The sequence below is a fragment of the Paenibacillus sp. FSL R5-0470 genome (genome assembly GCF_037975205.1).
GTDB lineage: Bacteria > Bacillota > Bacilli > Paenibacillales > Paenibacillaceae > Paenibacillus_AQ.
This window is the reverse complement of record NZ_CP150238.1, coordinates 2,286,237-2,310,721: the sequence shown is the minus strand read 5'-3', so window position 1 is coordinate 2,310,721 and position 24,485 is coordinate 2,286,237. Positions and strand designations below refer to the sequence as shown.

Here is a 24,485-nt window from a genome sequence, read left to right as displayed (position 1 = left end):
AGTTAATCAATGCCTGCCACTAAACCGTTTAATCGCTTCCTCGGTCACCGGCTCGAAGAGGTTTACAAGGTTGCCGTCGGGATCACGGAACAGCATAGAACGGTTTCCCCACGGCATCGTGGTCGGTTCTTTTACCCAATCATAGACAATTGGCTTCAAGCGTGCATATTCGGCTTCGACATCGTCGACGCGGAACTCGATGATGACAGTGTGATTGCTCGCTGCCACTACGGAACCAGCGCCGAATATCTGCGCCGTTTGGGAGTGGCCGATTGCCAGGGTACATGCTGGCATAACGAGTTCGGCAAAAACAGGCGCGGGGTGCACCGCCGAAACACCCAGAACTTTTTCATAGAACTCGACGAGACGATTCACATCGTCGGTAATGATGCGTACAGAAGCAAAATTCACAAAATACCATCCTTTCTATACTCCTTTATGTTTACATACCCGATAATAAAACAACGCTACTGACAGCGTTATGTCAGTAGCGTTCTGAAATTTTTCGGGCTTCCTCACGAATCTTATTCCGGAATGATTCAGGCTCCAATACGATTACACCCGCTCCCCAGCCGAGCACCCATTGCAGTAATTCATCCAGTTGGCGTACGCGTAAAACCACATCTAATCCAGCTTGATGCTCTTTCATTTCTTCAATGTAATGATAGTTGGATTCCTTCACCTTATCTGCGAGAACATGATTACATCGAAGATGAACTCGCAAGTGGCGATCATCCGGAGGGGTATACTCTCTTAAGTCAAAATGCACAGGAAGCTCGAATCGCGATTACGCCTGTTTCTTCATTTGAAACAAACGAGGGATAACGAAGCTGATTGACAAGCGGAAGGGGCTTTTCCTTTGTCAGAGAAAGCCCCGAAATTGAATCACAGGCTTACCTTCGTCATTTGATGTAATAAGCTAACCATATATTTCCGATACAATTTATATCTGAATATGAAAGGTTGGGTTGTTTTATATGGCGAACGGATCAAATGAAATAAAAACACTTGATGTTACACAAGTTCTTGACCTAGCTAGTAATAAACATATTATCGACGCATTTGTAACTGATGAGAACAATGAGCAAGAAGTGGTTGTAGCAATAGTTGCTAGGATACGGATTGCTAATATTAAAAACAAGCAAGGTTGGAATGCAACTGTTGTAGATGCAAAAAGAAGTCGCTTTTATGACAGTGTAGAAATTAATACAGAACCTACAAACCGCGTGGCATCAAACGCTGTAAATCTACACACATCTTCAGGAATTTTCTATGGTTCCTATAAAGGATATAATGTTAGAAAGCAACGAGACTATGTCAAGAAGAATGGTAAAAAATTGTTGGAACGATATCAACAGTTCTACTCTGAACCAGTCACCCCTAAAGATCAATAATTTGTTGTAGACAGTTGCTTAACTATCCTCGTTAAAGAGTCCTATTCAAAAATAGAGCCAGACATTCTCCCAAAGAGAATGGCCCGACTCTATATCTGTTAAGATGTGTTTCTATTACCAAAGGTTCAACTTCACCTCATGCAACCTTGTATTAGGATAGCCGATGAATCGACCATACTATATCCGTACTGAAACCAAGGGTTAGACCGTCAGCTTCGTAATATAATCCAACTTCCTCACCTGCTTGCAGCTCTACATCACCGGATAGCGTCACCGTCGCACTACTTAGTATGGTCCTTATAGTTAAAATTAACGCTATATTGACGTCCAAGATAGGCATATAACCTTTTATTAAATCAGTGCTGCCATTCTTCTTTACGGTAAAAAATGGATCAATGCCACTTCCTAAGCTTATACTAACTGGAACGTTAGTCTTATAGTTAACAGTTGCATGTATAGCATACTTGCCAGTGGCTGGTGCCGTAAATATCCCTGTAGCAGGATTAAATGCAGGGCTTGCGTAATAAGGGGACGCCTCACTCCAATTCGTAAATAGCGTGCTACTAGCGATTGAGTATGTCGTACCCGTAACAGAAAATCCTTCCGAGGTAAAAGAAGTCCCCGCTGGCCCTGGATCTCCTTGTGGTCCCGCCGGTCCTGCTGGGCCTTGTGCTCCCGCTGGCCCTGAATCTCCTTGTGGTCCCGCCGGTCCTGCTGGGCCTTGTGCTCCCGCTGGCCCTGGATCTCCTTGTGGTCCCGCCGGTCCTGCTGGGCCTTGTGCTCCCGCTGGCCCCGGATCTCCTTGTGGTCCCGCCGGTCCTGATGGGCCTTGTGCTCCCGCTGACCCTGGACCTCCTTGTGATCCCGCCGGTCCTGCTGGGCCTTGTGCTCCCGCTGACCCTGGATCTCCTTGTGATCCCGCCGGTCCTGCTGGGCCTTGTGCTCCCGCTGGCCCAGTCGCTCCGGTATCGCCTTTATCACCCTTGACTCCATTGCCTTTAGAATTCTGCGATTCTTGGTCAACCGATGGCTGAGTACTGATGGTGATGGTTTTCATGGTGGAATTCCATACTACTTTTGCACCGAATAATTCGGCAATAAAACGTACCGGTACCATAACCCGGTTCTGAATGATCTTAGCAGGTTGATCGAGCGTGACCTTCTCCTCTACATCACCGACTTTAATGCTGGCGGTCGGGTCGCCTATAATCAGCGTACCCGATGCATCTCCTTTAAAAACCGCTATTGTTTGTGTAGAACTGTTCCAGTTAAGAGACACGCCGAGCGAGTCTTCAAGGACCCTCAAAGGCATAAGCGCGGTTCCTTTATGGACAACGGGTTCGACGTCACTCGGGATTACGCTATCATTAACGATAATAGAAATCTCGGCCACTTGGCCGACCGGAGCCGCCTGAGCAACAGGGACCACAAACAACGTCATTACAAGCACAAGTACAATAGATAATTGCAGTCTTTTTATTTTTATCACTTTGCTTTCCCCCATATTTAGTCAATTCGAAGTAGATACCAGCACCTAAATAATTACGAACAGCATTCAATTGTTCGGCGGTTGCAATCTGATAGGGATCACCTTCAAGTCCCGTTCCTCCAGCAAAGCTCACTGCCGCATATGCCTTACCTTCATCTGTCGCGAACAATCCGGGTATACCACTTAGCACCACTAGCTAGATCTATTATAATGGAACTAATTGTATTTAATAGTGACCGCTGTCATCAGTATTGTCACATGACAAATTAATTTAGTAGTCATTTACCGAAGCCGACAACGGAGATTGTGCGAAGATTCATACTCAAAAGCATAATAATTCGCCCTACTTATGATAAGGTTCTCCACTCAGTCTGTACCGGCAAGCTTTCATACTAAAACAGATTATAGTAGACAACCCTTCAATTCATTTGCAGGAAGCCTTTAGCCTGGTACCGCTGGTACGTCAACTTCAACATCAGGCCCATCGTTTACGATGTACACTACTAAAGAACCATTAAGTTCTATTGTCGGACGTTTCGTTTCCCAATCTTCTAAACGCAGCTTTAATTCTGTTGATGACTCTGAAAAAAGAGTAAGGGGAGATGCCTCAATCTGAGCAAGCAAACGCCCCACGCTATCTGTTTCAATAATGAATTGAAAGGTGATCATGTGTTGGAGAACGTTTTGAAGTCTACGATCCATGCCTCTGCATCCGAGATTACATTCTTTGCTGCGTCGATGGAAGTATGACGTTCAAGAAATGCCGAACATTTTAAACTGATTCGTTTAACCATGTTTCCGTTCCCACCTTTGATGCTATTTTAGAATGTTTTTCTCCAAGTGTAATTGTCGAAGAAACAAAAACAAGGGAAGACCCAGTGAAGGACCTACCAGTAGCGTACCTGCAATCGGCAGCCATAAATATTTCATTTTCTTTCTGGTGCCTTCTAATAGAACAAATCCCATAAGCACGATCGCGGTAACTAAAACATCCATCCATGCAAAAGCTCCGATACGCGTACTGGTTATGGCTTCAAATAGGAGAGACAAATCGAGGCCGTTGCGCACGACCCAAGGGATGAATTGCGATTAGGGCAAGACGAGTCCCAAAAAAGATAATACTCCGTAAAAGTACTTCATTTATAACCCTCCATTATTTTGTAATTTGCAACTCCAAAAAGCTCGCAAAAGTCCGTTTGCTCCATCTTCGCTGCTGCGCGTGACCGCTCTTCAACCCATATCCTTCAAGGCTCCGTTCCAAGCCCTCAGCGCGATTTTCCAAAAAAACTTGCCCCTACTTATGGTACGGTTCACCGTACTGTCTGTAACGGCAAGTTTTAGGGCCATTACTCTGGCAACCAGCGCAACTGACTTAGAGACGTATAAGCGAAAGAACTATTGAAAACTTTGGTCAACCCTATAGTTTTTTGACTACTTTCTATTGTTTGTACAGTAGTCTTAAAATCCACGTATTTGCTAGAATGTAACTAATGAATTTTTGAAACCGCTTTCATTTGGCGTGATGGGCAAGATGTATGTGCAATGGTTTAGTGCCTTCAGTTGCTCTCGCGAGTTCAAATCTTGTTTTGTCCTCCATTATGGGTGAAGTGGCAGAGTGGTTGATTGCAGAGGGGAATCCCTTGTGGTACGGCAGTATCACCGAGAGTTCGAATCTCTCCTTTACCCAACTTAATAAGGTAAGGTGACAGAGTGGGCTAGAGTACTTGCTTGGAACGCATCTGTGGCTGTGAAGAGCCGCTTGAGGATTCGAACCTCTCGCCCTTCACCATAGCTTACTAGTTTGGTTCAGAGACCGAATGATTTGCTTATGTACAGATATTCTAAGGTTTATTGCACTCGAAGCCCACTAGATAATATCTCATAAAGGGGTTGATACAAACACTCAGAAGGCGGTACTAGGTAAGATGTTGGGATATGAATACGTCCCACGAAGTCTAGTCATTTGCTTTGATTAGCGTATAGGATGAAGAATTAAATAGTGTCTCTCAACTCCTAATAGGAGTAAATAGCAGCACGAAATCTTCAAAAAATACACAAAGTAGGAGATAATCAGATGAAAAAACCTCTTATTAAGAAAGCGTTGAGCTGTGTTCTTGTTGGCTCCACTCTTTCTACTGTTTTGATTACAGGGCAACCAGTACAAGCTGCCTTGGGGTATTGGCCTGAACCATTGCCGATATCAAATGAGTACTATTTGCATAATGAAACATTGCAGCCTTATGGGGCAGCATTCCAAATCGACGAATTGAAAAATTGGACTCCTGATAATGACCCCGATGCCCGATATAATCGGAGTGCTGTTCCTCTGGCAAAAAGGTGGATGGGACCATCCGTCAATCCTAATGCATCACGCGATGCAAGAATAATCCCTCTTAGTGGTACAAGTGCACGTGCAAGCCAATCACCGTCACAGGGTGGCGATGGCGCTTACACATATGCAATGACAAATTTCCAATACGTTGATATCAACAATTATTGGGGAGGCTCGTCAGCTGAGGGGCCAATTGCTATACCGACACCAGAGCATATAGACTCTGCACATAGAAACGGTGTAAAGGCAACTGGAACTATTTTCATCCCTTGGGGTGACAGTGCATATGGTGGTAAGTTTATTGATCAGTTGGTGGAACAGGACGCTAAAGGTAATTTTGTTGCTGCCGATAAATTAGTTGAAATTGCTCAGTATTATGGATTTGATGGTTTTACCATTAATCAAGAATCAAGTTCAAGTCCAGAGAGCATGGCAAAACTTAAAGAGATGCTCGCATATATTCAGGAGAAGAAGCCAGATAACTTTACTATGGCTTGGTATAACGGGAAAGGTCAATTAGGTGAATCTGACGTTAAAAATTGGATGCAAGATGGGGATACACGCTTAAATAACGACTGGTGGCTTGACATGAGCTGGAGAAATATTAATGCTTCAATTAAGTCAGTCGTAGACGCTGGTAGAAGCCCTTTTGATATCCATGCGACATGGGAGAACTTCCCTTATACCGACAAAGGTGCTGATGTTACTAATCTAATTGGTCCCGATGGGAAATTAAAAACATCTCTCGGTATTCTAGGGCCTAACGCAACACTCATTAGCTCTAAGAGTATCGATGATTTTATGAACCATGAAGACCTACGTTTGTGGACAGGTCCAGCATTCGATCCTAGAGATAAAACACGTACTCTCGGTGTTTTTCCTGGATTTTCAAATCTTGTTGCAGACCAAACACCAATTATAGGAAATGAATTTGCAACAAATTTCACAGTTGGTAACGGTAAGAAATTCTATGAAGACGGTATTGTTACTGGTAAGGAAAAGGGTTGGTATAACCGTTCACTAACGGATATAACACCAACTTGGCGTTGGATTGTTGATAGTAAAGGTTCTAAGCTAGCTCCTAATTTTGATTATGAAGATGCTTGGTGGGGAGGATCATCGTTAAAGTTATCAGGTAATCTAGACGCAAATCAAGCAAATCACATAAAGCTATACAGCTCACAGTTAGAGATCACTGATAATAGTAAGATAAGCATCACATATAAAACACCTGCTTCAGATGTCGATGTGTATGTTGGTTTATGCTTTGGCGATACTTATGACGATAGTAATTTCGAATTCTACCCTGTTCCAGCTGGTACAGAGAAGAATGGTTGGACAACCTCTACTATCGACCTATCAAAACACGATAAAAAAGCAATTGCGATATCATTGAAAATAAATGCAAATGAGGATGTTAAGGACTATTCTATAAATATCGGAAGACTTGCATTTACAACAAATGAAGCTGCTCCTGCAGCAACATCTGCAATTACACTTGATGATTCAATATATGTAAATGATACAACAGCAGAAGCAAGAATATATTGGGATAAATCTGCCAATGCGTCACTATACACCATCCATCGCGTATACGCTGATGGGACAAAAGAATTCATTGGCGCAACACCAAGTGATGCTTTTTATTTAGGTAGATTTGTAAGAGACAATGAAGAAGCACAGACTACTTTCGAAATTACATCATACAGCGCTAATGGAACAGTTGGCGGGGTAAAAACATTCAATTTCAACTGGCCAGCTGTTACGGGTGGTTTCGAAGTAGCGCAAGTAGAAGGTACTAATATTGCGTTGAACGTCCCGGTCGTTGATGATGGCTCTTTTGACCCTGGGGGCAAGGTTGACAAAATTAACGATGGTGTTATTCCAAACAGTAAATGGGCTTCAGGTAAAACAATTGCATCTGCTTACTTCGACTTGGGCAAAGATATGGATATTAGCCGTTGGGTTGTTAAGCATGCTAACGTTGCCGGTGCAGGTGAGGGCGTAGATTTTAATACCGACACGTTTGATTTACAGTATGCGAAAGATGATAGACAACCTATTTTAGATCCTAATGACCCTACTAGTAAGCAGAGAGTTATAAAATTAAATTACACAAAAGTCGATGAGGTAATCGGAAACCGTCAAGACGTTACCGACCGTGTACTTGATACTCCTATTACAGCACGTTATATTAGGCTTCACGTTACAAAAAGTGATAACTGTCCTTGGCATGCAATTCGTATCTATGAATTTGAATTGTATGAGAATCCTTATGTCCCTCATTCCACAGCCTTGCTAGACCGCAATGTAACAGTGAAAAATAATGTTGGAGCAACTGATTCTGTAGTTTTAGACAATGTTGCAATGCCTATCGGATCAGGGGGAACGGTTGCAGATGATACAGGTATCGTGAAAATCTATGACAGCCTGAAGTCTGACCAACCAATTGCAGAGGTAAAAGCTACACAACCAAACAATAAATACAAGCAGCTTAATCGTGGAGTGGCTTCTTTTGAGAATTTAACATTAATTCCTGAAGGCGGCAGATTGTATTACACAACTAATGTAAATGGAGTGGTGAGCTTACGTTCTAGTATTGAATATGCGCCTGAAGTTGGAACGGAAATTAAGCTACCAACATCAATTAAGCTGGAGCATTCTTTAATGGGTAACCAAACACGTAGTAAGTACGGTGTGTTTACCTTAGAAGGATTAGATGTTGGGACTTCTATGAAGATTTATGAAACTGCTGATTCACAATCACCTATTTTACATTCACAGCAAGTAGAAGAAGGCCAAGATTTCATTAGGCAGGCAAGAGTTCCGTTGTCCAAAGATGGTGGCACGCTGTATTATGAACTGAAACAATATGGGAAACCTAACTCAGGACGACTAGAATATACTTATGATCCTACTAATGAGCTTTATGTTGACCAAGCTTCTTTGAAGGATTTAGTCAATCGTTATAGTAATTTGCATGAAGCCAATTATGTTCCCGCTACATGGGGGCCATTCTCAATAGCTTTAAACGCTATTAAAGCAGCACTATCAACAGCAGTTACAGCGAGTGACGCAGAAGGATATAGAGCTGCATTAGAAGAATCGGCCTTAGCACTTCGTAGTATTGGAAATATTCAAAGACTTAAAGAAGTCTGTAACGAATATGAAAAAACATACACTGAAGATCAATATACAGCTGATAGCTTTAAACTCTTTAGTGATGTTTTAGAAAAAACTAAAGGTATTATCAGTGGAGTAGAATCTTCTACAATAGCTGTAACAAAGACTGAACTTGAAAAGTTAAGGTTTGATCTTGATAATGTGGTAAGTCGTTTGGTAGAGGGTGGAGACCACGTAGTTGATTCTGTAACCATAACCCCTAACGATGTGGATGGAAAGATCGGAACTACACTAACATTTAAAGCTAAAGTCGCAGGTAATGCTGGTGATACCGTTATTTGGGATGTGTACGGTAACTCAAGTCAATATACTACCATCAGTGACGGGGTACTCCGTGTTGCTGCTGACGAAGAAATTGGTGGTGTACTGACAGTTAAAGCAACTTCAACGTTTGATACAACAAAATCAGGAATAGCACAAGTGTTAGTAGTAAATGAACTACTTCCAAAAGTAATCAGTGTTACAATCCCTGACCAAGTTGACTTCGTTGAGGCTGGTAAGATTCAGCAATTCACTGCTAATGTGGCAGTAAAAAATGACGCATCAACATCCGTTACATGGGCTGTTTATGGTGCTGAAAATGTCGATACTAAAATTTTCAACGGATTGCTGATGGTTAACGAAAATGAAACAGCAGATCAGCTTACAATTAGAGCAACATCTGAAGTTGATTCGACGAAGTTTGCTGATAAAACGATTAGAGTAGTAAAAGATACAGATGAACCTTACACGATTACAGTTGGTGTTATGACTAATGGTTCAGTAACATCAGATCTATCGACAGCAAAACCAAGTCAAACTGTAAAATTGACAGTAACACCTGATGCTGGATATCAACTAAAAACAAGTTCTCTGAAAGTAAATGGCAATGTGATACTCGAAGATACATTTACAATGCCAGCTCAAGATGTAATAATTACTGCTGAATTTGAGAAGATTCCTGGAATAGAGCTTGTAAGCATTCAAGCACCGACAGCGATAACCGGATTGCCTAACGGAACTCTAAAGACAATCGCTGATCTTAAGCTACCTGCTACCGTTGTATTAGTAACTAATAACGGAAAAATGAATGCAGTTGTAGCTTGGGATGTGAATTCTGCTGATTACGATCCTTCAGTCAAGACAGAACAAACGTTTACAGTAAATGGCGAAGTAATATTGCCTTCTGACTTGGTAAATACCAATAGTATTTCATTGAAAGTAAGTATCGGAGTTACCGTATTAAAGAAACAAGTGGTTTCACCTCCAGTTGTCCAACCTCCATCAGGTGGTGGTGAAGTTACAACAAAGCCCGTTCCCGTTTATGAGACAACTGTTTCTCAAGGCAAGGTAACAACTGTAACTTCTGTGAAAACTACAGATGAAAATGGAATAGCAGTTACTACAGTACCTGGCAAACTGATTGATGATGCTATCACAACAGCTGTATCAAAAGCTGCTGATCAAGGTGTAAATACTGAAGTAGCAATTAAACTGGATGTGGACGCTCCATCAAATGCTAAAGCAGTCAAAGTTACATTATCAAATGAATCCTTGATGAAATTCACATCTAATACGGCGGTTACCTTAACAATATCTACGCCAATCGGAACAATGACATTTGGTCGAAATGCGATATCAAGCATCTCCGATCAAGCAACAGGAACTGTTACCATTACTGCTACGAAGATGGAACCATCAACATTAGATGCTGATTATCAGCACAAAGTTGGAGATAGACCCGTTGTGAATTTCGATATTACTAGCGGTGACAAGACGATATCGGAGTTTAGTGGAAACATAACAGTAACAATACCTTATGCACTTAAGTCCGATGAGAAGCCAATTGCAGTTGTAGCTTACCATATCAATACTGCTGGCCAACTTAATGTGGTGAAAAATGGTGTGTATGATGTGACAACCCAAACACTAACATTCAGTGTACCTCATTTCTCGCAATATGCTGTAGGGTACAACAATATTGAATTTACCGATGTTGCAGCCAACGCTTGGTACAATGATGCCGTAAGCTATTTAGCAGCAAGAGACATAACCAATGGATTAGGTAATGGGAACTTTGGTCCTGAAACAAAAGTTTCCCGCGCACAATCTCTGGTAATGATAATGAAAGCTTTTGGTATCAATCCAGATCAAAACTCTGAAAACAACTTCGGTGACGCTGGAAACACGTACTATACTGGGTATCTAGCAGCGGCAAAGCGGTTGGGTATAACAGATGGTGCGGGCAATAACATGTTTGCACCTGAAAAAGAAGTTACACGACAGGAAATGTTTGTATTGACATATAATACGCTTAAGAGCATTAATGCATTGCCGACCGGAACTACTCCAAATGAACTGAAAGACTTTAAAGATAGTGATACAGTATCTGCTTATGCAACTGCTGCCATGACATACTTTGTGAATAATGGAGTTATATCTGGATTAAACGGTAACCTCTTACCAGTAGATAAAGCAACCAGAGCGGAATTTGCTCAGACACTCTACAATATTATGACAAAGTAAATTGCAATGACTAACAGAATAGACTAATACAAGCTATGACAAGCACACCTAATCTTAATTGTGAAGGTGTGCTTGTTTTCGTTTGCTAGTACTTGACGCTAACGTATATACGGGGTCTCTCTCTAAAACCTTATGTAATCTCTTAATTACTAGCTTTTTCATAAATTTCGACATTACTTGTGATAGGGTTCTCCGCGCTAGCTGAAACTGCAAGTTTTAGGGCCATCCCTTGCGGAATGGCCCTTTGCTAGATAGCAGCACGTTACGCCAAGTGCATAAAAATAGTCTCCATTGCCCCCCAAGGTGCCTCTTTCTCATCTACCTTCTTGAAACCATATTTTTCGTACAAATTAACATGATCACTGACAAGGTATACTTTATCGAATTCAAGTTCCTTAGCGTATGCCAAGGCAGATAAAATCAACTTTTCACTTAATCGATCGCCTCTGTACTGCTCTCCCACAAACACAAACCCGATATAAGGTGTATAGGAAACATCAGGTATGCAGTCTGTTTTTGCTAAAGTGCAATAGCCAGCAATACGATCACCATCTAATGCTGCAAAAACTCTTTCCCAGTCTGAAAAATGGAATTCTTTCATTTGCTTAGCTAAAGTAGTTCCTGCTTTCCATGAACAATTCAGCGCATACTCAGCAACGACTTGCCATAACTTATCGCTAGAATTAAGCGATTCTATTTGCATAAATACTCCCTTTCTTATAGGCAACTAGTCGCTAAATTACCTTTTTTCTTTTATTTTACTAGTCGCTCTCCGTTATCCAAACAAGCGTTCCGTTCTTATTCATAACTGTACAGTATAACACTTGATATGAACTAACATGGTAAAATATGATTATATTTAAACACAACTTCCTGTAAGCCTAAAACTGATTCAAGCAAACTTTAATACATATAGGGAGCCAGATGACTCATCCTTCTGTGAACCAAAAAAGCTCTCAACAGCCTGTTGTTTCCGACTTGCCTAATACGTAGCCAATCCCAAACCCATACCCTGCAAAGCGCCCTACCAAGCCTACTTCCAGATTTCCCGATAAAACTTGCAGTCACTTATGGTACGGTTCACCCTGATTTATCTTCACCGCGGTACATCTGTTCCAAGCTCTAAGTGAATGAACCATAACATAATTCACATCAGTTGTATGGTTGTTATTAAGCAGATTGCGGGGACCATTTATACAGCACGTTCTCTCATACACTTTCGTCCTGCATAATAACCATAAATAAATATCATACAAAGACGAGGATGCCTCTGAACCATGCGTCAGTAAAAACCATCAATGATGGCATCCCAAGTGCAAATATTAACAATAAAATCCAGTTTATATAGGAGCGTTGGAATCGTCTTTTAAGAAAACCTTCAGAAATAATATTATATAGAACCATAAGGTAGGACAATGAAGCGAAAATCAAGGAAATCAAGAAAATTTGTTCCGTTACTGTCGCGGCGCTATCAATTAAAGCGATGAGCAGTATAAGTAATAACAAAAACACAAAATTAAAGTAGGTATAAATAAAAGGAATTCCAAAAGGTGCAATCTTCGTTTTTATGTAGTATTCAACACTTGCGGCTATATTTTTATCACTCTTGAATGTTACTGGATCAACTTGTTTAAATTTCAAACTATAAATTTCCTTTTCTATATCTTTATGTAATTCAAGCAACATCTCCCTTTTTAAAGACTCATTAGTTGTCTCTTTAAACTTAATGAATAATTTTAGTAAATCATAAGGAAGGAGCGAAGAGGCTTTAGATATCTTTTCAGCTACTGTAAAAAGGTCACTTTTTTCATTGAGGTATTTATATATTCCAAATTCAATGTCAGAGTAGATATCAAGAGCCTTATCTACCCGTTGTTGATTAGATTTACTGTTTTCAAGAAAGTTGCTTCTTAGCTCCTTATACATCCAAAAAAACTAATACTGTAACTATAATTGATATTGCAGCGGGTGTTGAATCAGGGAATAAGGTTCTTAAAAACTCGATAAAATAACTCATTAAATCACTCCTTTTATTTACAATTACGCTTGATATATCATTTAGTTCCGTTGATACCATACCGACTAAAAGAGCGTATTTTAATATTCCACTATTTTATTGAGAGGTATCGACTAACAAAAAAAGCCTTCTTTCGAAGGCGGTGTAATAAAATTCTTTCTGCTATTAGGATTAAACGCTATTTCAAATTGCTACACTACGCGGAAGCGGAACTGCCCCACTTCACATCAAACAGATGATGTAGCGTAGGATATAACGGTGTATCAGCTTGACGGTCTTCCTGCAAGAGTAAGTAAAGGTCCAGCTTCGTATTATCTTCACCATTAAGTGTGCGACTGTTCATCATGCGAAGCAATAACTGATGCACGCAGTTCATTGTTGCTGGATGTTCCGGATCCGTCCAGTTGCGATTGGTTTGAAAGAAAACATCCTCGTATCTGTGTAGGATAATCCAGCACAACTCGGTCTGTTGGTCCGAATCTAATGATTCTGGGAATAACAAAGCTCGAAAAAGGGATGCATCATCCATGTTGTGGCCGGCCATAGACAACCAGGATTGAATTTCTTGGAAAGTAATCTCGAAATTGACCATGAGGTAAGTATCACTGAACTGCAGATTAACCAATTGTGTATTCATTAATAGGTCCCCTTTATATAGTCTACGTTCATCACATAAAATTCTCGTTCATTGGATGCATAAATGGTTACTCTAATTGCTTCTGGGATGTCTTTTATCTCAATGATTGGAGCTTGCGCTTCAGATGAGAGTACCACACGATCGTAATTTTCAAAATTAATTATTGGGTTTCCGGTTGTGGGATCGTTTATGGTTTCATAAACGGTATAATACTTACCGTCCATACGTTTTTCTTGATGGGTTTTAACTGCCGGCCCACCATAATATTGACTAATCCCAAAGGTCACAGTAATTAAACTACCAGCCCCACCGTCCCCACTGCCTCCTCCAACAAACCCGATATCAGTAAAGGGTTGGCCGTTGCGGGGTCAATCCCTTGATTCATATCTAGCGAAGCTAAGTTTTGTTTTCGGATAATCGATTTCAGTTTGTTGGCATACTGACTATCCGTCGCATAACCAGCTCTTTGGAGTTCGTTAGCAAACTCATAAGGATTTTCTTTGGATAATGCGAAACGATAACGGCTGTTTTTAAGTAGGAAATCCGAATGGTCAGCAAAAGATCCTGCTACGCTAGAGTAGCTCCGGAATTTTGAAGTCGTGGGCACACGTACGCCATCCACTTCTTCATGTGTTCTTGCCAAGCAATAATCACCTTTATATGATTTATTCGCTTTAATACCAAACAAATTATAATTGCATACTGCGTTTTTTCCTATGGATTCGTGGGAATGAAATTTAGGGAAATCCTCCCCAATTTCATCGATATTACGGTCCTGATTTCAACAATTAGGGAATTTCTCCCTTTAAATTCACCTAATTAGCTCATAACAGCGGATTTCAGGCGATTTATAGGGAGGTTTTCCCTATAAATCAAACAAAAACACAATCTAAACACTCGCCCAAGCACAAACTATTTTCATCTACACCCAATTCGATAATTACTCCTCCCAAAACTAAGTTTCTTTACGATAGAGCCTCACCGTTTCCTTCAGGGTATCAAACGACCAACCTCATCCATCCCTTAGCATAATTAGAAACTTTTCCATGGTTGGATACCCAAGTAACTAACAGGAAATAGATAAATAAGCTCTATCTGAGGAATATCAAATTCAACGAAACCAGGATTTGCAGATTTTTCCCCTTGGTATTCTTTTAAATAAAATAGAATTCTCATACTAGGTAAAGTACTAATGACTAACCATGCAATGTTGTACCTTAGCTTCCTCGTCTTTAAAGCCATCTTGCAAGACATATATGTAAGAAATATTGGCGCTGAATACATTAAGAACATCTGCCTTACTATTCCTTCATCCCACTCCTCAGTATTCAGCTTCAAAAAATAGATAGTTATAAAATGCAAAAATACAACCATTAGAACTTGCAGAATCGCTGGAATTCTAACGTTCTTAAATTCACTTTTCACTATACCACCTCTTTATTTAGCAACAGTTCTGAATACCGATAGATTAATCCTCTATTTTCAATCTGTAAAAAACAAATAAAAAAGGAGCCGCGTAAAGAACACGACTCCCTCTTAATTAAACCGCATCAATAGCGGCACTTATGAATGGTGATTAGCGATAAAACTGCTGTTCACGTACTTATTTCTTCGCAATATGCACTTTAAGCTGCTTGCCCTTCACCGTCGTCTCTCTCATCGCTTGCAGTACCATTGCACCTTTACCGTTCAAAATATCCACGTAGGTCACATTGTCCTGAATCGAGATAATACCGATATCTTCTGCAGATATACCCTCAAGCTTTGCGATTGTGCCGACAAAGTCCACGGCTCTTAGCTTCTTTTTCTTGCCGCCGTTGAAGTACAGCTTCATGATCTCTTTGTTCAAGCTTTCGCTTTTGTCCTTCTTGCGGACAGGCTGCTTGTTAATCTTCTGCTCGAATGCTTCCTTCGCGTAAGCAACGGCATCATCCGAAGGAGCTTTCATAGGTGGGATGCTAAAGCCAATATAGCCTTCAATGTCCTTCACCCACTTTTGCTCATTTGGAGTGACAAAAGTGATCGCTTTACCTGTCTTACCTGCACGAGCAGTTCTGCCTGTACGGTGCACGTAGCTTTCTTTTTCCAGTGGAATATCGTAATTAATCACGTGAGTGATGTTCTCGATATCAATGCCTCTTGCCGCTACATCGGTAGCGATTAGATAACGGAACTGCCCTCTTTTAAAAGCATTCATGACCTCAAAACGCTCGTCCTGCTCCATTCCCCCGTGGATCTTATCACAGGGATATTCCAAATCAGCCAGCCCTCTAAATACCGCATTCACCTGTTCTTGTGTACGGCAAAAGATAATGCAGCTATCCGGATTCTCCACCGTAATAATATCGCTCAGTAGCGAGAACTTAGCAGCTTGTCTCACTTCGATCAACGCATGTTCAATTGTAGCGGTTGTAATTCCACTTGCTTGTATCTCAATTTCCGTTGGATCGCTCATATATTTCCGGCACAAATTCTTAATCACTTCCGGTAATGTAGCGGAGAAAACACAAGTCACCCGTTCTTTTGGCAGCTGCTTAATGATCTTTTCGATCTGTTCAATGAACCCCATGCTCAGCATTTCGTCTGCTTCATCGATGATCAAATACTTGATCCGATTTAGCGGAAGCGTACCTCTTTCAATATGGTCGAACACACGTCCAGGCGTACCTACGACAACATGTGTTTTTTGAGTAAGCTCAATTTTTTGTGGAGCAAAAGGCTGCTTACCGAAAAGAGCCACGGCCTTAACCCGTTTAAATCGTCCAATGTTGGTGATATCCTCTTTCACTTGCATGGCAAGCTCCCGAGTAGGCGTTAGAATCAAAGCCTGCGGCTTATTCTCCACCCAATCCACCAAATCACAGACGGGGATTCCGTAAGCTGCCGTCTTTCCGCTACCCGTTTGCGATTTAACGATCAGATCCTTTTGCTGAAGAGCTACAGGGATCACTTTGCTTTGAACTTCTGTTGGCGTCTCATATTTCAGGACATCCAGCGCTTTAATAATGTCTTCGTTTAACTCATAATCTCTAAATTGCAATTCACTCATCGTTCAACCTCTTCTATGCCGATTGTTCTGGTTAAAGCGGAAACTCCGCGATCCTTCATCTTGTGCATACTTATCATTATAACAGCTATTGGTTCCCTTGATTCCATTCCTTATAGAACTGGTCCAGATAATTAAGCATAAAATCATGCCGTTCTTCTGCTAACTTGCGTCCATAGGTTGTATTCATCAGGAATTTTAATTTTAATAACTTCTCATAAAAATGATTGATAGCCGTTCCTTTGCTGTAATCCCTGTACTCCTTTTGAAGCGATTCATCTCTTGGAGACACTTCTGGATCATAAGCTGGACGACCTTTCGCCCCTGAGAAAATAAAGGTTCTGGCAATGCCAATCGCACCAAGCGCATCAAGTCGATCGGCATCTTGAACCACTTGGCCTTCAAGCGTCTGCATCGGTTCTCCCCCGCCACCACTAAAGGACATCGTCTCAATAATCATCATAATATGATTAATTTGTTGCTCATCTGTAAGGTTTGAAGAAAGCCAAGTACGTACTTTAAGCAAACCTTCTTCTTTAGACGGATTAAGCTTCTCGTCAGCAACATCATGCAGCAAGGCGGCCATCGTGCAAACAAATACATCTGCGCTCTCGATCTGGGCAATTTCAGCGGCGGTGTTGCGCACTCTATCGCAATGCCACCAGTCATGACCCGTAGTATCTTGTCCAAGTTGTTCTTTAACAAAATCTTCGGTTCGAGCTATAATTAAAGATTCATTCATCGTAGAAAAACTCCCTTTCCTTAAGGAATATCGAAGCCCTATTATAGCTGATAACTTGTCCATTCGCCCACAAGAAATCGAACAAATATAAATTCTTGCTTGCACGACTCCAAATGATCGGCTATAATCGGCAGTAATCAAAATTTCGAAGGGAATTGGTTCTGATGAATACAAATACAATCATGCTGAATCAACTTCATTATTATCACAAACAGCGTTAGCACTCCTGAATTTTTTCAGGGAGGCTAACGCTACTCGCGTTGGCCTCCCTGCGGCATAGATCACGCGCAGGACCAAGAGGTCCTGCGCGTTTTTTTATTTTCTACACTATGCCAATTCAAAGGAGCTACTAATGATGCAAAACATTAAAGGAACTTATGATTACTTCGGTCAAGAGCAAGCGCTCAGAAAGAACATTCAAAATACGCTGCAGGACTTGTTCGAGCTCTATGATTTTGAATCGATGGATACGACGTTATTAAATGAATTGGAGTTATTAACCTCAAAATATGCAGGCGGGGACGAAATTCTTAAGGAAATGTACCAACTTACAGATCAGGGCAGCCGCAAATTGGGGTTGCGTTATGATCTGACGATTCCTTTTGCCAAAGTGATCGCTTTAAATCCAGGGATAGAGTTTCCCTTTAAGCGGTATGAGATCGGAAAAGTGTTCCGAGATGGACCCGTAAAACGTGGGCGTCTGCGTGAATTCCTGCAATGTGATGTCGATGTGGTCGGCATTTCCGGCCCTGAGGCTGAAGCTGAGCAAATGCAACTGGCTACCGAAGCGTTCCGCAAGCTAGACATTCCTATCATTCTAAAATGGAACAATCGACGTTTTCTCGGTGAGATTCTAGAGTCCATCGGCGTACCTGCGGAAGAGCAACTATCCGTTATGCTTACCCTTGATAAACTTGAGAAAATCAACATTAGTGGAGTGGAGAACGAGTTGATTGGCAAGGGGCTAGAACCTGCAACCATCGCGGCGATTCTAGCGCTTATCGAAATGGATAATCCAAGCTTTGAGCAGTTATGCGACAAATACAATCTCACAACACAACCGGGTGCGTCAGAGGTTTTCATCCTACAAAATCTAATCCAAGACATTGGACTACAGGAGACTTGCCGCTTCGATCCTTTCTTATCCCGAGGTCTTTCATTCTACACAGGAACAGTTTACGAGATCTTTGATGCATCTGGTTCCTTTGCCTCAAGCTTGGGTGGCGGAGGCAGATATGACGCGATTATCGGACAGCTAGTGGGCAGAGAGGATATTCAATATCCTACGGTGGGGTTGTCATTTGGTATGGAGTCAATCATGGCGCTCCTAACAGAACGACCTATCCAAGAAAATAGAGCAGCAAATGTTATGGTCATTCCCATTGGTGAGACACTACCACAAGCTTTAATTGCAGCAGCCGAGCTGCGTGCCTGTTCTATAAGAACCACTCTCGTATCCGGTAAAAGAAAATTAAAAAAGCAGCTCGCCACAGCTTCATCCAAAAACATCCGTTACGTTATACTGATCGGCGAAAGCGAATCAAGTGTTGATAAGGTACGTTTGAAAGATATGGTGGAACAAACAGAGGTTATCGTTCCGCTGGATGAAGCTATTTACCTCATCACTGGCTAAGCTGGTATTCGCTTAAAAAGATTCACATAAAAAAAAGACCCCGCCGACGGCCGGCGGGGCAAAGTTTATATTTAAGGGAGGTTATATATGTACTATAACCTTACAAGCTTAATATTTTATGAATGACGGATAAAGATTCCCTTAATCCTACTTAGATCTTAAACCGATCTACCAGCCCCTGTAGCTCCTTGGCACTTTGGGTATTCTCGTCAGCCACCGTAACTTCATGGAATGTCTTCTCAACGATATCAGCCGTCTTCACCGCAATATCCTGAATCCCAATAGCCCCCTCATTTACTGTAGCAGCCACTTCATTGACCGCTATAGAAATACTAGAAACGGCCATACTTAGATGATCAGCCGCGGTCTCAAATTGATTCATCAGCAAATTCACTGTTGTAGCATCTCTGTTATATTGCTGACTTACCTCCGTTAACCGCTCATAGTCTCCAAGAACATTCTGGTCAATAAAAGCTAGTAACGCCTCTGAATTTTCCTTCATTAGTTCAACAGAAGCATAAACTCCTGAAACGACCCCTTGAATCCCAGCCGCAGTCTCTGACGATTTCTCAGCCAACTTGCGGATTTCACCAGCTACAACAGCAAATCCTCTACCTGCCTCACCTGCTCTAGCCGCTTCGATCGCTGCATTCAAAGCAAGCAGATTGGTCTGACTAGTAATCGATAGAATCGTATCCGCCAGTACATTAATCTCTGAGATCGCATTCGACTGTTCAATTGCTTTTTCCATATCGATACGAACAGATTCATACACTCGCTTCGCATTATCCGTAGACTCTATCGCCTCATCTTGTAACACCATCGCCCGCTCACTGATCTGCTTGGAAACTTCAGCGCCTTCCTTCACATTACTGGAGATCTCGGACACATTAATATCAATTTCAGTTATCGCTGCCGTCATCTCTTGTGTTGAAGCTGCTGTCTCCTCCATCCCTGCCGAAAGCTGCTGTGTAGTTGCCGAATTATCATGAGCATTCTCCCGTACATCTATAGACAGCTTTTCAAGAGTCTCCGCATTATCAAGCACCTTGGTCGAGATCATGATTAGACTACCCGCCATATCACGAAGAATAACCCGTGTTCGGAGCATCGCTATGGCTATCGTACCTGTTTCATCTTTGTTTTTCGTCAGATACTCGTACTGGGAGTCATACGTCAGATTCAACTCTGCCGTTCTATTTATCAACTCTGTCAGTTTAGCAATCGGTGAAGAGATTTTTTGAGCAAAATATAAAGCAATCAACAATGCAATAATCAAACTTCCTGCACCCAGAAACAGATTAAAGCTTCTCATCTCATTCACAGGTTTTACAATTTCATCTAAATTTGCGGTTATTCCAAGCAACCAGTGGGTCTCAGGCATAACGGTATAGGCTGATTTTTTATCCACATCATTATATGTATAGCTAAGCAGGCTATCTTCTACTTTTTCACCAGATTTCACACGCTTCACCACAGCCATGATCTGATCATTGGCAACAGGTTGTCCTACTTGCTTCTTATCCGGATGATACAGTGTATTCCCATTCTCATCGAGAAGATAAGCATACGAAGTCGTTGTATTTACTACTTTTGCATCTGCTAAATACTTAATCATACTATCTGCGGAAACCGCTGAAGCTACATATCCAATCATCTTCCCGTTACTCTTAACCGGATGTACAAATCCTACCACATAAGCCCCAGTAGATTTCGATTTCAGTGTTTCGCTAATTACCGGCGCCGCAGTCTCCATTACTTTCTTCGTATAATTTCTATCACTAAAATCCGTACCTATAAGCTTAATATCACTGTCAGCCACAGCGATGCCATTCATATCACTGACAAAAGCATGTTCGAGGTTCCCAGCATCCTTCACAATTCCCTGAAGGCTGATATTTACCTCATTCTGTAGCTTACTCCCCTTGGCGACGCCACCATTCCCTGCTTGGAGTAATAATTCGACAATTTCCGACCTTCCCGCAATAAGTTCAATACTTCTCTGCTCCTTCGAAATCATAGCCGATATGGTCTGAGCTTTATTCGTATTGACCTGCTTCATAGAATTCTCAGTAAGGCTCACAATGGCCTGAGTTGACCTTAAATATGTAAAAACCCCCATTACTGCAATACATAATAGGGTCACACCTATCATCATAAGTGATAGTTTAAGACGAATCTTCATTTTCCCTCATCCTTCCGACTACTGTTCATTAGAGAACAATGCAATTGTAAATAATACAACTACTATCGGATATGATGATAAATTAGTGAATATTGACGAAGCGAAAATACGGAAAATATCAAAAAATGTCGAATTTTTGCATATAAATGCAGAAAAAACTAGTTCTACTAGTTCGGTCATCTTCTTTTCACTAGTTATTAAGACCTGTTTTATTTCTAAAATGAAATAGGCGGTTCTGACTGGGATGCTGGGGAAACTTGCGTGATTGCACCATCTGTTAAAGGGTGTTTAGTTTTGCTACGTAAAAACAGACCAGACATTGCAGCGAGAATTTGCTGGAATAACATTCCTGAAATCACAGGGAGTGCAACAGCCGGAGGAAAATATTTTACTGCGAGCACAGCTCCCGCGCTTAAATTACGCATGCCGGAATTAAATTGTACGGCCACAGAATCTTCGTAGCTAAAGCGGAAACGGCGCGATACCAATGCTCCGATTACATATCCGAGAACTACGGTTACGAAGGTTACGCCAATAATAATCGCTAATTTACTATCCGGGTGTTTCAGATAACGGGCAATGCTAGCACCATTAATAGAAACGACCATGAACAACCCAACCTTTACAAATGGGGAAAGCGGAGGTCCACATACCGTATTCACCTTGCCTTTTGTCCATTGATTCAGAAGCATCCCGACCACCGAAGGAATGACAACCATCCATAGGAGCCCTTTCATCATTTCCCCAAGCTGAATCTCCACACTCGCTCCCATGAGCAAATACAAGGTACCCGGAACGACAATCGGTGACAAGAGCGTATCGATCAGAATAAGCGCCAAAGTTAGTGCAATGTTTCCGCCGTATATGGATACCCACACCACGCTAACCACACCCGTTGGGATCGCAAACAATAGTACAAATCCTGTCACTGTGTAAGGATCTCCCGGAAAAACAGCACTTGCAACGAGCCAGCCAATGAGCGGCATCACGATATGAAGAATAATCATCAACACGATCAACTTCTGTGGTTTCAGCAATACGCCCAGCAGATCCTTGAGATTGGATTTCAAGCTTCCGATCAATGTCATAAAGGCGAATATCCATGGGACGAGACCTGTGAATGGTAGCAGTCTGCTTTCATTAAGCACACCAACCACGATGGCAGTAGGTGTTAATAATGGCATGATTTTTTCGAGAACAACATTGGATTTGATGAGTCCATTTCTTATATTCGTAATCATGTGTCGCACACCTTATGTATGGATGTCATACATTCCTTATCCGCAAATTTAAGTTATAGCAGTCTCTATAAGCTTACAGAAATCATACAGGACTTTCCATTAATCTACTACACAAAAAAGGAACCAATTCATTAAATTGGCTCCATGTCGTAATTTTATAGCAATGCTTAACGATTTAAACCCCTTGCGGAAACAATGCGTCCAGTGCTGGGCATGGCAGTTTATCCAGGAACTGAGCCAAAGGCGCTGGCATGTTACTATATAAGTCCTTCAATGAGGTGCCCTGATAAATGTTGCCAATAATAACGGGATGACATAATTCAGAGATCAGAATGTCTCCATTGCCATGTAGATGAAGCTGTTTCTTGCCCTCTATGCAGTGTGGAAAATAAACGCCCGGTTGCTCCTCGAACCCAAGCGCATCCATAAACCGGTCCATGCAAGTGAAATACAGGGTCGTATCCTCTTTCTTCATAGCGATCAGTTCACTCACAGCATTCTTTAATTGTTCACGGGCAGCTATAGACTTCCAACCCGTATGATCCATGATAATACTGTTCTGAATCTCATGTGTTCTAACACCCATCGCATATACGTGATCACTAATTTCCTTCATATTATCCTGAGTTTCGCTGAACAACAGCGTTTCCAGCACCGTATCTACACTAGTTGCCGCGAACATAGTAATGTTCTCTCTAATTTTCTCGTAGATGCTTGGATGAATATTATAATAACGAGAGAATGCGTCCGCTGTAGTAAAATTGAAGGAAATATGTATCGTCGTTAATCCTGCCGCGACCAATTGATCAATCCGTTCAGCATTTAAAAGACTGCCGTTCGAATTGAGCTGTGTCTGAATCCCTCTGGATGAGCAGTAGTTTACAATCTCCACACAGTCATCGAACTTTAATGTGACCTCGCCACCTGACAAGCGTACTCTTTTCAGACCAGGAAGCTCTTCAAGAATTCGGATAACCTCTTTAGCCTTGATGCATTGTCCATCATTTCTATTATACGCACAACAATAATCGCAGCGAAAATTACAGTTCGAGGTAACTCCTATTTCTAAGCCTTCCAGCTCATAAGTAAGCGGTTTGTCTAGTTCCAATGCTTTATATCTCATTCTCTAAAGTCCTCCTGAAAAATAATGATTTGATTCAAGGGTTCAATCTTAGAGATTATAAAGGTTTACGGCTTAGGTTAATGTGAGGTATATTACAGTCGAAGTGTGTTTGAGAAATCCAGGTCAGCAGCTTCAGTCGTAACTACGGGAATGTTTGGACTTCCGGAGACAGCCTATGCTTACGAAGTGAGCTTTCCTACGGAAAGATTTCGGGCGGTCGCTATCGCTCCTACAGTTTGGATGCAACATCCCCCTCCTCTGAATCAGGCTTCTTTCGAAGTCCATGATCCATTTACTGGTCTGAACCATTAATTTCCAGTATAATGCTTTATTGTAAGCAAACACAACTCATGCAGAACGCTTGAAAGGAGCCAAAAGATGAGGAAAATCATCCTAAATTCACTCATTATACTAATATTCATATTTGTTACAGGTTGTACATCTAATGCCGATACGGTTGATACACCGCTGTACTCAGGGAAAAGCTTATTTATAGGTGTTGTTGGCGAGGTCCCTAAAATAAGAGAAGAACATGTGTACTTCAAAAGTATTTCTTTTGAGGAGTTAGAAGATTATTCAAAGCTCTCCTCCCAATATGATGCTGTAGTTATTACGAAAGAGCATCTGAAAGAAGCGGACGACAACAAGTATGTTAAAGTATACACAAATGCAGGCGTTCCTTTCTTCTTTATTGGAGCTACGAAATCATTTATGCCGTTTGTTCTTGAAGACGTATCGTATGAGCACTATTCTTTAACAAATTTTAATAGTGATATGTATGTTACTTGCTATCTTCAAACTGGTGAAACATATAAAACTTGGGGATACGGACTTTACAACGGCAAAGTAAATGAACCCAACATTAAAGATGTATACTCACGGATGTTCACTACCATCGAGTCCATCAAGAATGGTACGTATGAATAAAAAAAGGCTGCCAAATGGCAGCCCTTTTCTT

At 41.4% G+C, this 24,485-nt stretch carries 20 protein-coding genes, 1 tRNA gene and 1 pseudogene; 5 read left to right on the top strand and 17 right to left on the bottom strand.

Going from position 1 to position 24,485, the window contains the following annotated elements:
* Nucleotides 1-6: 6 nt before the first annotated feature.
* Both MKY99_RS09810 and MKY99_RS09805 read right to left on the bottom strand, forming a co-directional pair.
* Complete coding sequence (locus MKY99_RS09810; protein ID WP_339270194.1) at nt 7-411, bottom strand: VOC family protein; 405 nt, start codon at nt 409-411, stop codon at nt 7-9.
* Nucleotides 412-484: 73 nt separating this feature from the next.
* Nucleotides 485-772, bottom strand: a pseudogene (locus tag MKY99_RS09805) (WYL domain-containing protein); the annotation flags it as partial.
* Nucleotides 773-977: 205 nt separating this feature from the next.
* Here MKY99_RS09805 and MKY99_RS09800 point away from each other — a divergent pair.
* The gene (locus MKY99_RS09800; RefSeq protein WP_339270192.1) at nt 978-1,394 is read left to right on the top strand and encodes a hypothetical protein; all 417 of its coding nucleotides are present in this window, start codon (nt 978-980) and stop codon (nt 1,392-1,394) included.
* A gap of 151 nt (nt 1,395-1,545) precedes the next feature.
* On the opposite strand, the gene MKY99_RS09795 is transcribed toward MKY99_RS09800, so the two are convergent.
* The 4 genes from MKY99_RS09795 to MKY99_RS09780 form a co-directional block, all read right to left on the bottom strand.
* The gene (locus MKY99_RS09795) at nt 1,546-2,883 is read right to left on the bottom strand and encodes a stalk domain-containing protein (RefSeq protein WP_339270190.1); all 1,338 of its coding nucleotides are present in this window, start codon (nt 2,881-2,883) and stop codon (nt 1,546-1,548) included.
* A gap of 441 nt (nt 2,884-3,324) precedes the next feature.
* A complete protein-coding gene (locus tag MKY99_RS09790; protein WP_076283210.1) occupies nt 3,325-3,585 on the bottom strand; it encodes a hypothetical protein in 261 nt (86 codons plus the stop codon).
* Nucleotides 3,549-3,677: a hypothetical protein gene (locus MKY99_RS09785; protein ID WP_339270188.1), complete on the bottom strand. Its 129-nt coding sequence runs from the start codon at nt 3,675-3,677 to the stop codon at nt 3,549-3,551. The genes MKY99_RS09790 and MKY99_RS09785 overlap by 37 nt, the downstream gene beginning before the upstream one ends.
* Nucleotides 3,678-3,699: 22 nt before the next feature.
* Nucleotides 3,700-3,963: a DUF2834 domain-containing protein gene (locus tag MKY99_RS09780; RefSeq protein ID WP_339271579.1), complete on the bottom strand. Its 264-nt coding sequence runs from the start codon at nt 3,961-3,963 to the stop codon at nt 3,700-3,702.
* Between the two features lie 520 nt (nt 3,964-4,483).
* Here MKY99_RS09780 and MKY99_RS09775 point away from each other — a divergent pair.
* Both MKY99_RS09775 and MKY99_RS09770 read left to right on the top strand, forming a co-directional pair.
* A tRNA-OTHER gene (locus MKY99_RS09775) sits at nt 4,484-4,570 on the top strand.
* Between the two features lie 387 nt (nt 4,571-4,957).
* Entirely contained in the window at nt 4,958-10,903 is a 5,946-nt protein-coding gene (locus MKY99_RS09770; protein WP_339270186.1) for an S-layer homology domain-containing protein, read from the top strand.
* Between the two features lie 262 nt (nt 10,904-11,165).
* Here MKY99_RS09770 and MKY99_RS09765 read toward each other — a convergent pair whose 3' ends face one another.
* From MKY99_RS09765 to MKY99_RS09730, 8 genes are all read right to left on the bottom strand, one after another.
* Nucleotides 11,166-11,606, bottom strand: a complete 441-nt coding sequence (locus MKY99_RS09765; RefSeq protein ID WP_076298564.1) for a GNAT family N-acetyltransferase — start codon at nt 11,604-11,606, stop codon at nt 11,166-11,168.
* A 545-nt stretch (nt 11,607-12,151) separates the two neighbouring features.
* The gene (locus MKY99_RS09760) at nt 12,152-12,829 is read right to left on the bottom strand and encodes a hypothetical protein (protein ID WP_339270184.1); all 678 of its coding nucleotides are present in this window, start codon (nt 12,827-12,829) and stop codon (nt 12,152-12,154) included.
* 287 nt (nt 12,830-13,116) lie between these two features.
* On the bottom strand, nt 13,117-13,557 hold the full coding sequence (locus MKY99_RS09755; RefSeq protein ID WP_076283214.1) for a hypothetical protein: 441 nt from the start codon (nt 13,555-13,557) through the stop codon (nt 13,117-13,119).
* Nucleotides 13,557-13,844 (bottom strand): hypothetical protein, encoded by a 288-nt coding sequence (locus tag MKY99_RS09750; RefSeq protein WP_076283215.1) that lies wholly within the window; start codon nt 13,842-13,844, stop codon nt 13,557-13,559. The genes MKY99_RS09755 and MKY99_RS09750 overlap by 1 nt, the downstream gene beginning before the upstream one ends.
* A 5-nt stretch (nt 13,845-13,849) precedes the next feature.
* A complete protein-coding gene (locus MKY99_RS09745; RefSeq protein WP_256721575.1) occupies nt 13,850-14,275 on the bottom strand; it encodes a glucosaminidase domain-containing protein in 426 nt (141 codons plus the stop codon).
* A gap of 314 nt (nt 14,276-14,589) precedes the next feature.
* A complete protein-coding gene (locus tag MKY99_RS09740; RefSeq protein WP_339270182.1) occupies nt 14,590-14,982 on the bottom strand; it encodes a hypothetical protein in 393 nt (130 codons plus the stop codon).
* A 178-nt stretch (nt 14,983-15,160) separates the two neighbouring features.
* A complete protein-coding gene (locus MKY99_RS09735) occupies nt 15,161-16,606 on the bottom strand; it encodes a DEAD/DEAH box helicase (protein ID WP_339270180.1) in 1,446 nt (481 codons plus the stop codon).
* Nucleotides 16,607-16,691: 85 nt separating this feature from the next.
* Nucleotides 16,692-17,345: an HD domain-containing protein gene (locus MKY99_RS09730; RefSeq protein WP_339270178.1), complete on the bottom strand. Its 654-nt coding sequence runs from the start codon at nt 17,343-17,345 to the stop codon at nt 16,692-16,694.
* 352 nt (nt 17,346-17,697) lie between these two features.
* Between MKY99_RS09730 and MKY99_RS09725 the strand changes: the two genes are divergently transcribed.
* A complete protein-coding gene (locus MKY99_RS09725) occupies nt 17,698-18,978 on the top strand; it encodes a histidine--tRNA ligase (protein ID WP_339270176.1) in 1,281 nt (426 codons plus the stop codon).
* Between the two features lie 151 nt (nt 18,979-19,129).
* On the opposite strand, the gene MKY99_RS09720 is transcribed toward MKY99_RS09725, so the two are convergent.
* The 3 genes from MKY99_RS09720 to MKY99_RS09710 all read right to left on the bottom strand — a co-directional run bounded on the left by MKY99_RS09720 (nt 19,130) and on the right by MKY99_RS09710 (nt 23,527).
* Nucleotides 19,130-21,163, bottom strand: coding sequence for a methyl-accepting chemotaxis protein (locus tag MKY99_RS09720; protein ID WP_076283221.1), 2,034 nt, complete (start codon nt 21,161-21,163; stop codon nt 19,130-19,132).
* 215 nt (nt 21,164-21,378) lie between these two features.
* Nucleotides 21,379-22,404 carry a bile acid:sodium symporter family protein gene (locus tag MKY99_RS09715; RefSeq protein ID WP_339270173.1) on the bottom strand — a complete coding sequence of 342 codons (1,026 nt, stop codon included), beginning with the start codon at nt 22,402-22,404 and terminating at the stop codon, nt 21,379-21,381.
* 175 nt (nt 22,405-22,579) lie between these two features.
* Nucleotides 22,580-23,527, bottom strand: coding sequence for a radical SAM protein (locus MKY99_RS09710; RefSeq protein ID WP_339270172.1), 948 nt, complete (start codon nt 23,525-23,527; stop codon nt 22,580-22,582).
* 378 nt (nt 23,528-23,905) lie between these two features.
* Here MKY99_RS09710 and MKY99_RS09705 point away from each other — a divergent pair, with 378 nt between their 5' ends.
* The gene (locus MKY99_RS09705) at nt 23,906-24,454 is read left to right on the top strand and encodes a hypothetical protein (protein WP_339270170.1); all 549 of its coding nucleotides are present in this window, start codon (nt 23,906-23,908) and stop codon (nt 24,452-24,454) included.
* The last annotated feature ends 31 nt before the right edge of the window (nt 24,455-24,485 follow it).

Excerpts from the sequence above, each read along its gene's own strand:
- MKY99_RS09800 (WP_339270192.1), top strand. The coding sequence starts at position 978 with ATGGCGAACGGATCAAATGAAATAAAAACACTTGATGTTACACAAGTT.
- MKY99_RS09790 (WP_076283210.1), bottom strand. The coding sequence starts at position 3,585 with ATGGATCGTAGACTTCAAAACGTTCTCCAACACATGATCACCTTTCAA.
- MKY99_RS09785 (WP_339270188.1), bottom strand. The coding sequence starts at position 3,677 with ATGGTTAAACGAATCAGTTTAAAATGTTCGGCATTTCTTGAACGTCAT.
- MKY99_RS09770 (WP_339270186.1), top strand. The coding sequence starts at position 4,958 with ATGAAAAAACCTCTTATTAAGAAAGCGTTGAGCTGTGTTCTTGTTGGC.
- MKY99_RS09765 (WP_076298564.1), bottom strand. The coding sequence starts at position 11,606 with ATGCAAATAGAATCGCTTAATTCTAGCGATAAGTTATGGCAAGTCGTT.
- MKY99_RS09760 (WP_339270184.1), bottom strand. The coding sequence starts at position 12,829 with ATGTATAAGGAGCTAAGAAGCAACTTTCTTGAAAACAGTAAATCTAAT.
- MKY99_RS09755 (WP_076283214.1), bottom strand. The coding sequence starts at position 13,557 with ATGAATACACAATTGGTTAATCTGCAGTTCAGTGATACTTACCTCATG.
- MKY99_RS09735 (WP_339270180.1), bottom strand. The coding sequence starts at position 16,606 with ATGAGTGAATTGCAATTTAGAGATTATGAGTTAAACGAAGACATTATT.
- MKY99_RS09730 (WP_339270178.1), bottom strand. The coding sequence starts at position 17,345 with ATGAATGAATCTTTAATTATAGCTCGAACCGAAGATTTTGTTAAAGAA.
- MKY99_RS09725 (WP_339270176.1), top strand. The coding sequence starts at position 17,698 with ATGATGCAAAACATTAAAGGAACTTATGATTACTTCGGTCAAGAGCAA.
- MKY99_RS09720 (WP_076283221.1), bottom strand. The coding sequence starts at position 21,163 with ATGAAGATTCGTCTTAAACTATCACTTATGATGATAGGTGTGACCCTA.
- MKY99_RS09715 (WP_339270173.1), bottom strand. The coding sequence starts at position 22,404 with ATGATTACGAATATAAGAAATGGACTCATCAAATCCAATGTTGTTCTC.
- MKY99_RS09710 (WP_339270172.1), bottom strand. The coding sequence starts at position 23,527 with ATGAGATATAAAGCATTGGAACTAGACAAACCGCTTACTTATGAGCTG.
- MKY99_RS09705 (WP_339270170.1), top strand. The coding sequence starts at position 23,906 with ATGAGGAAAATCATCCTAAATTCACTCATTATACTAATATTCATATTT.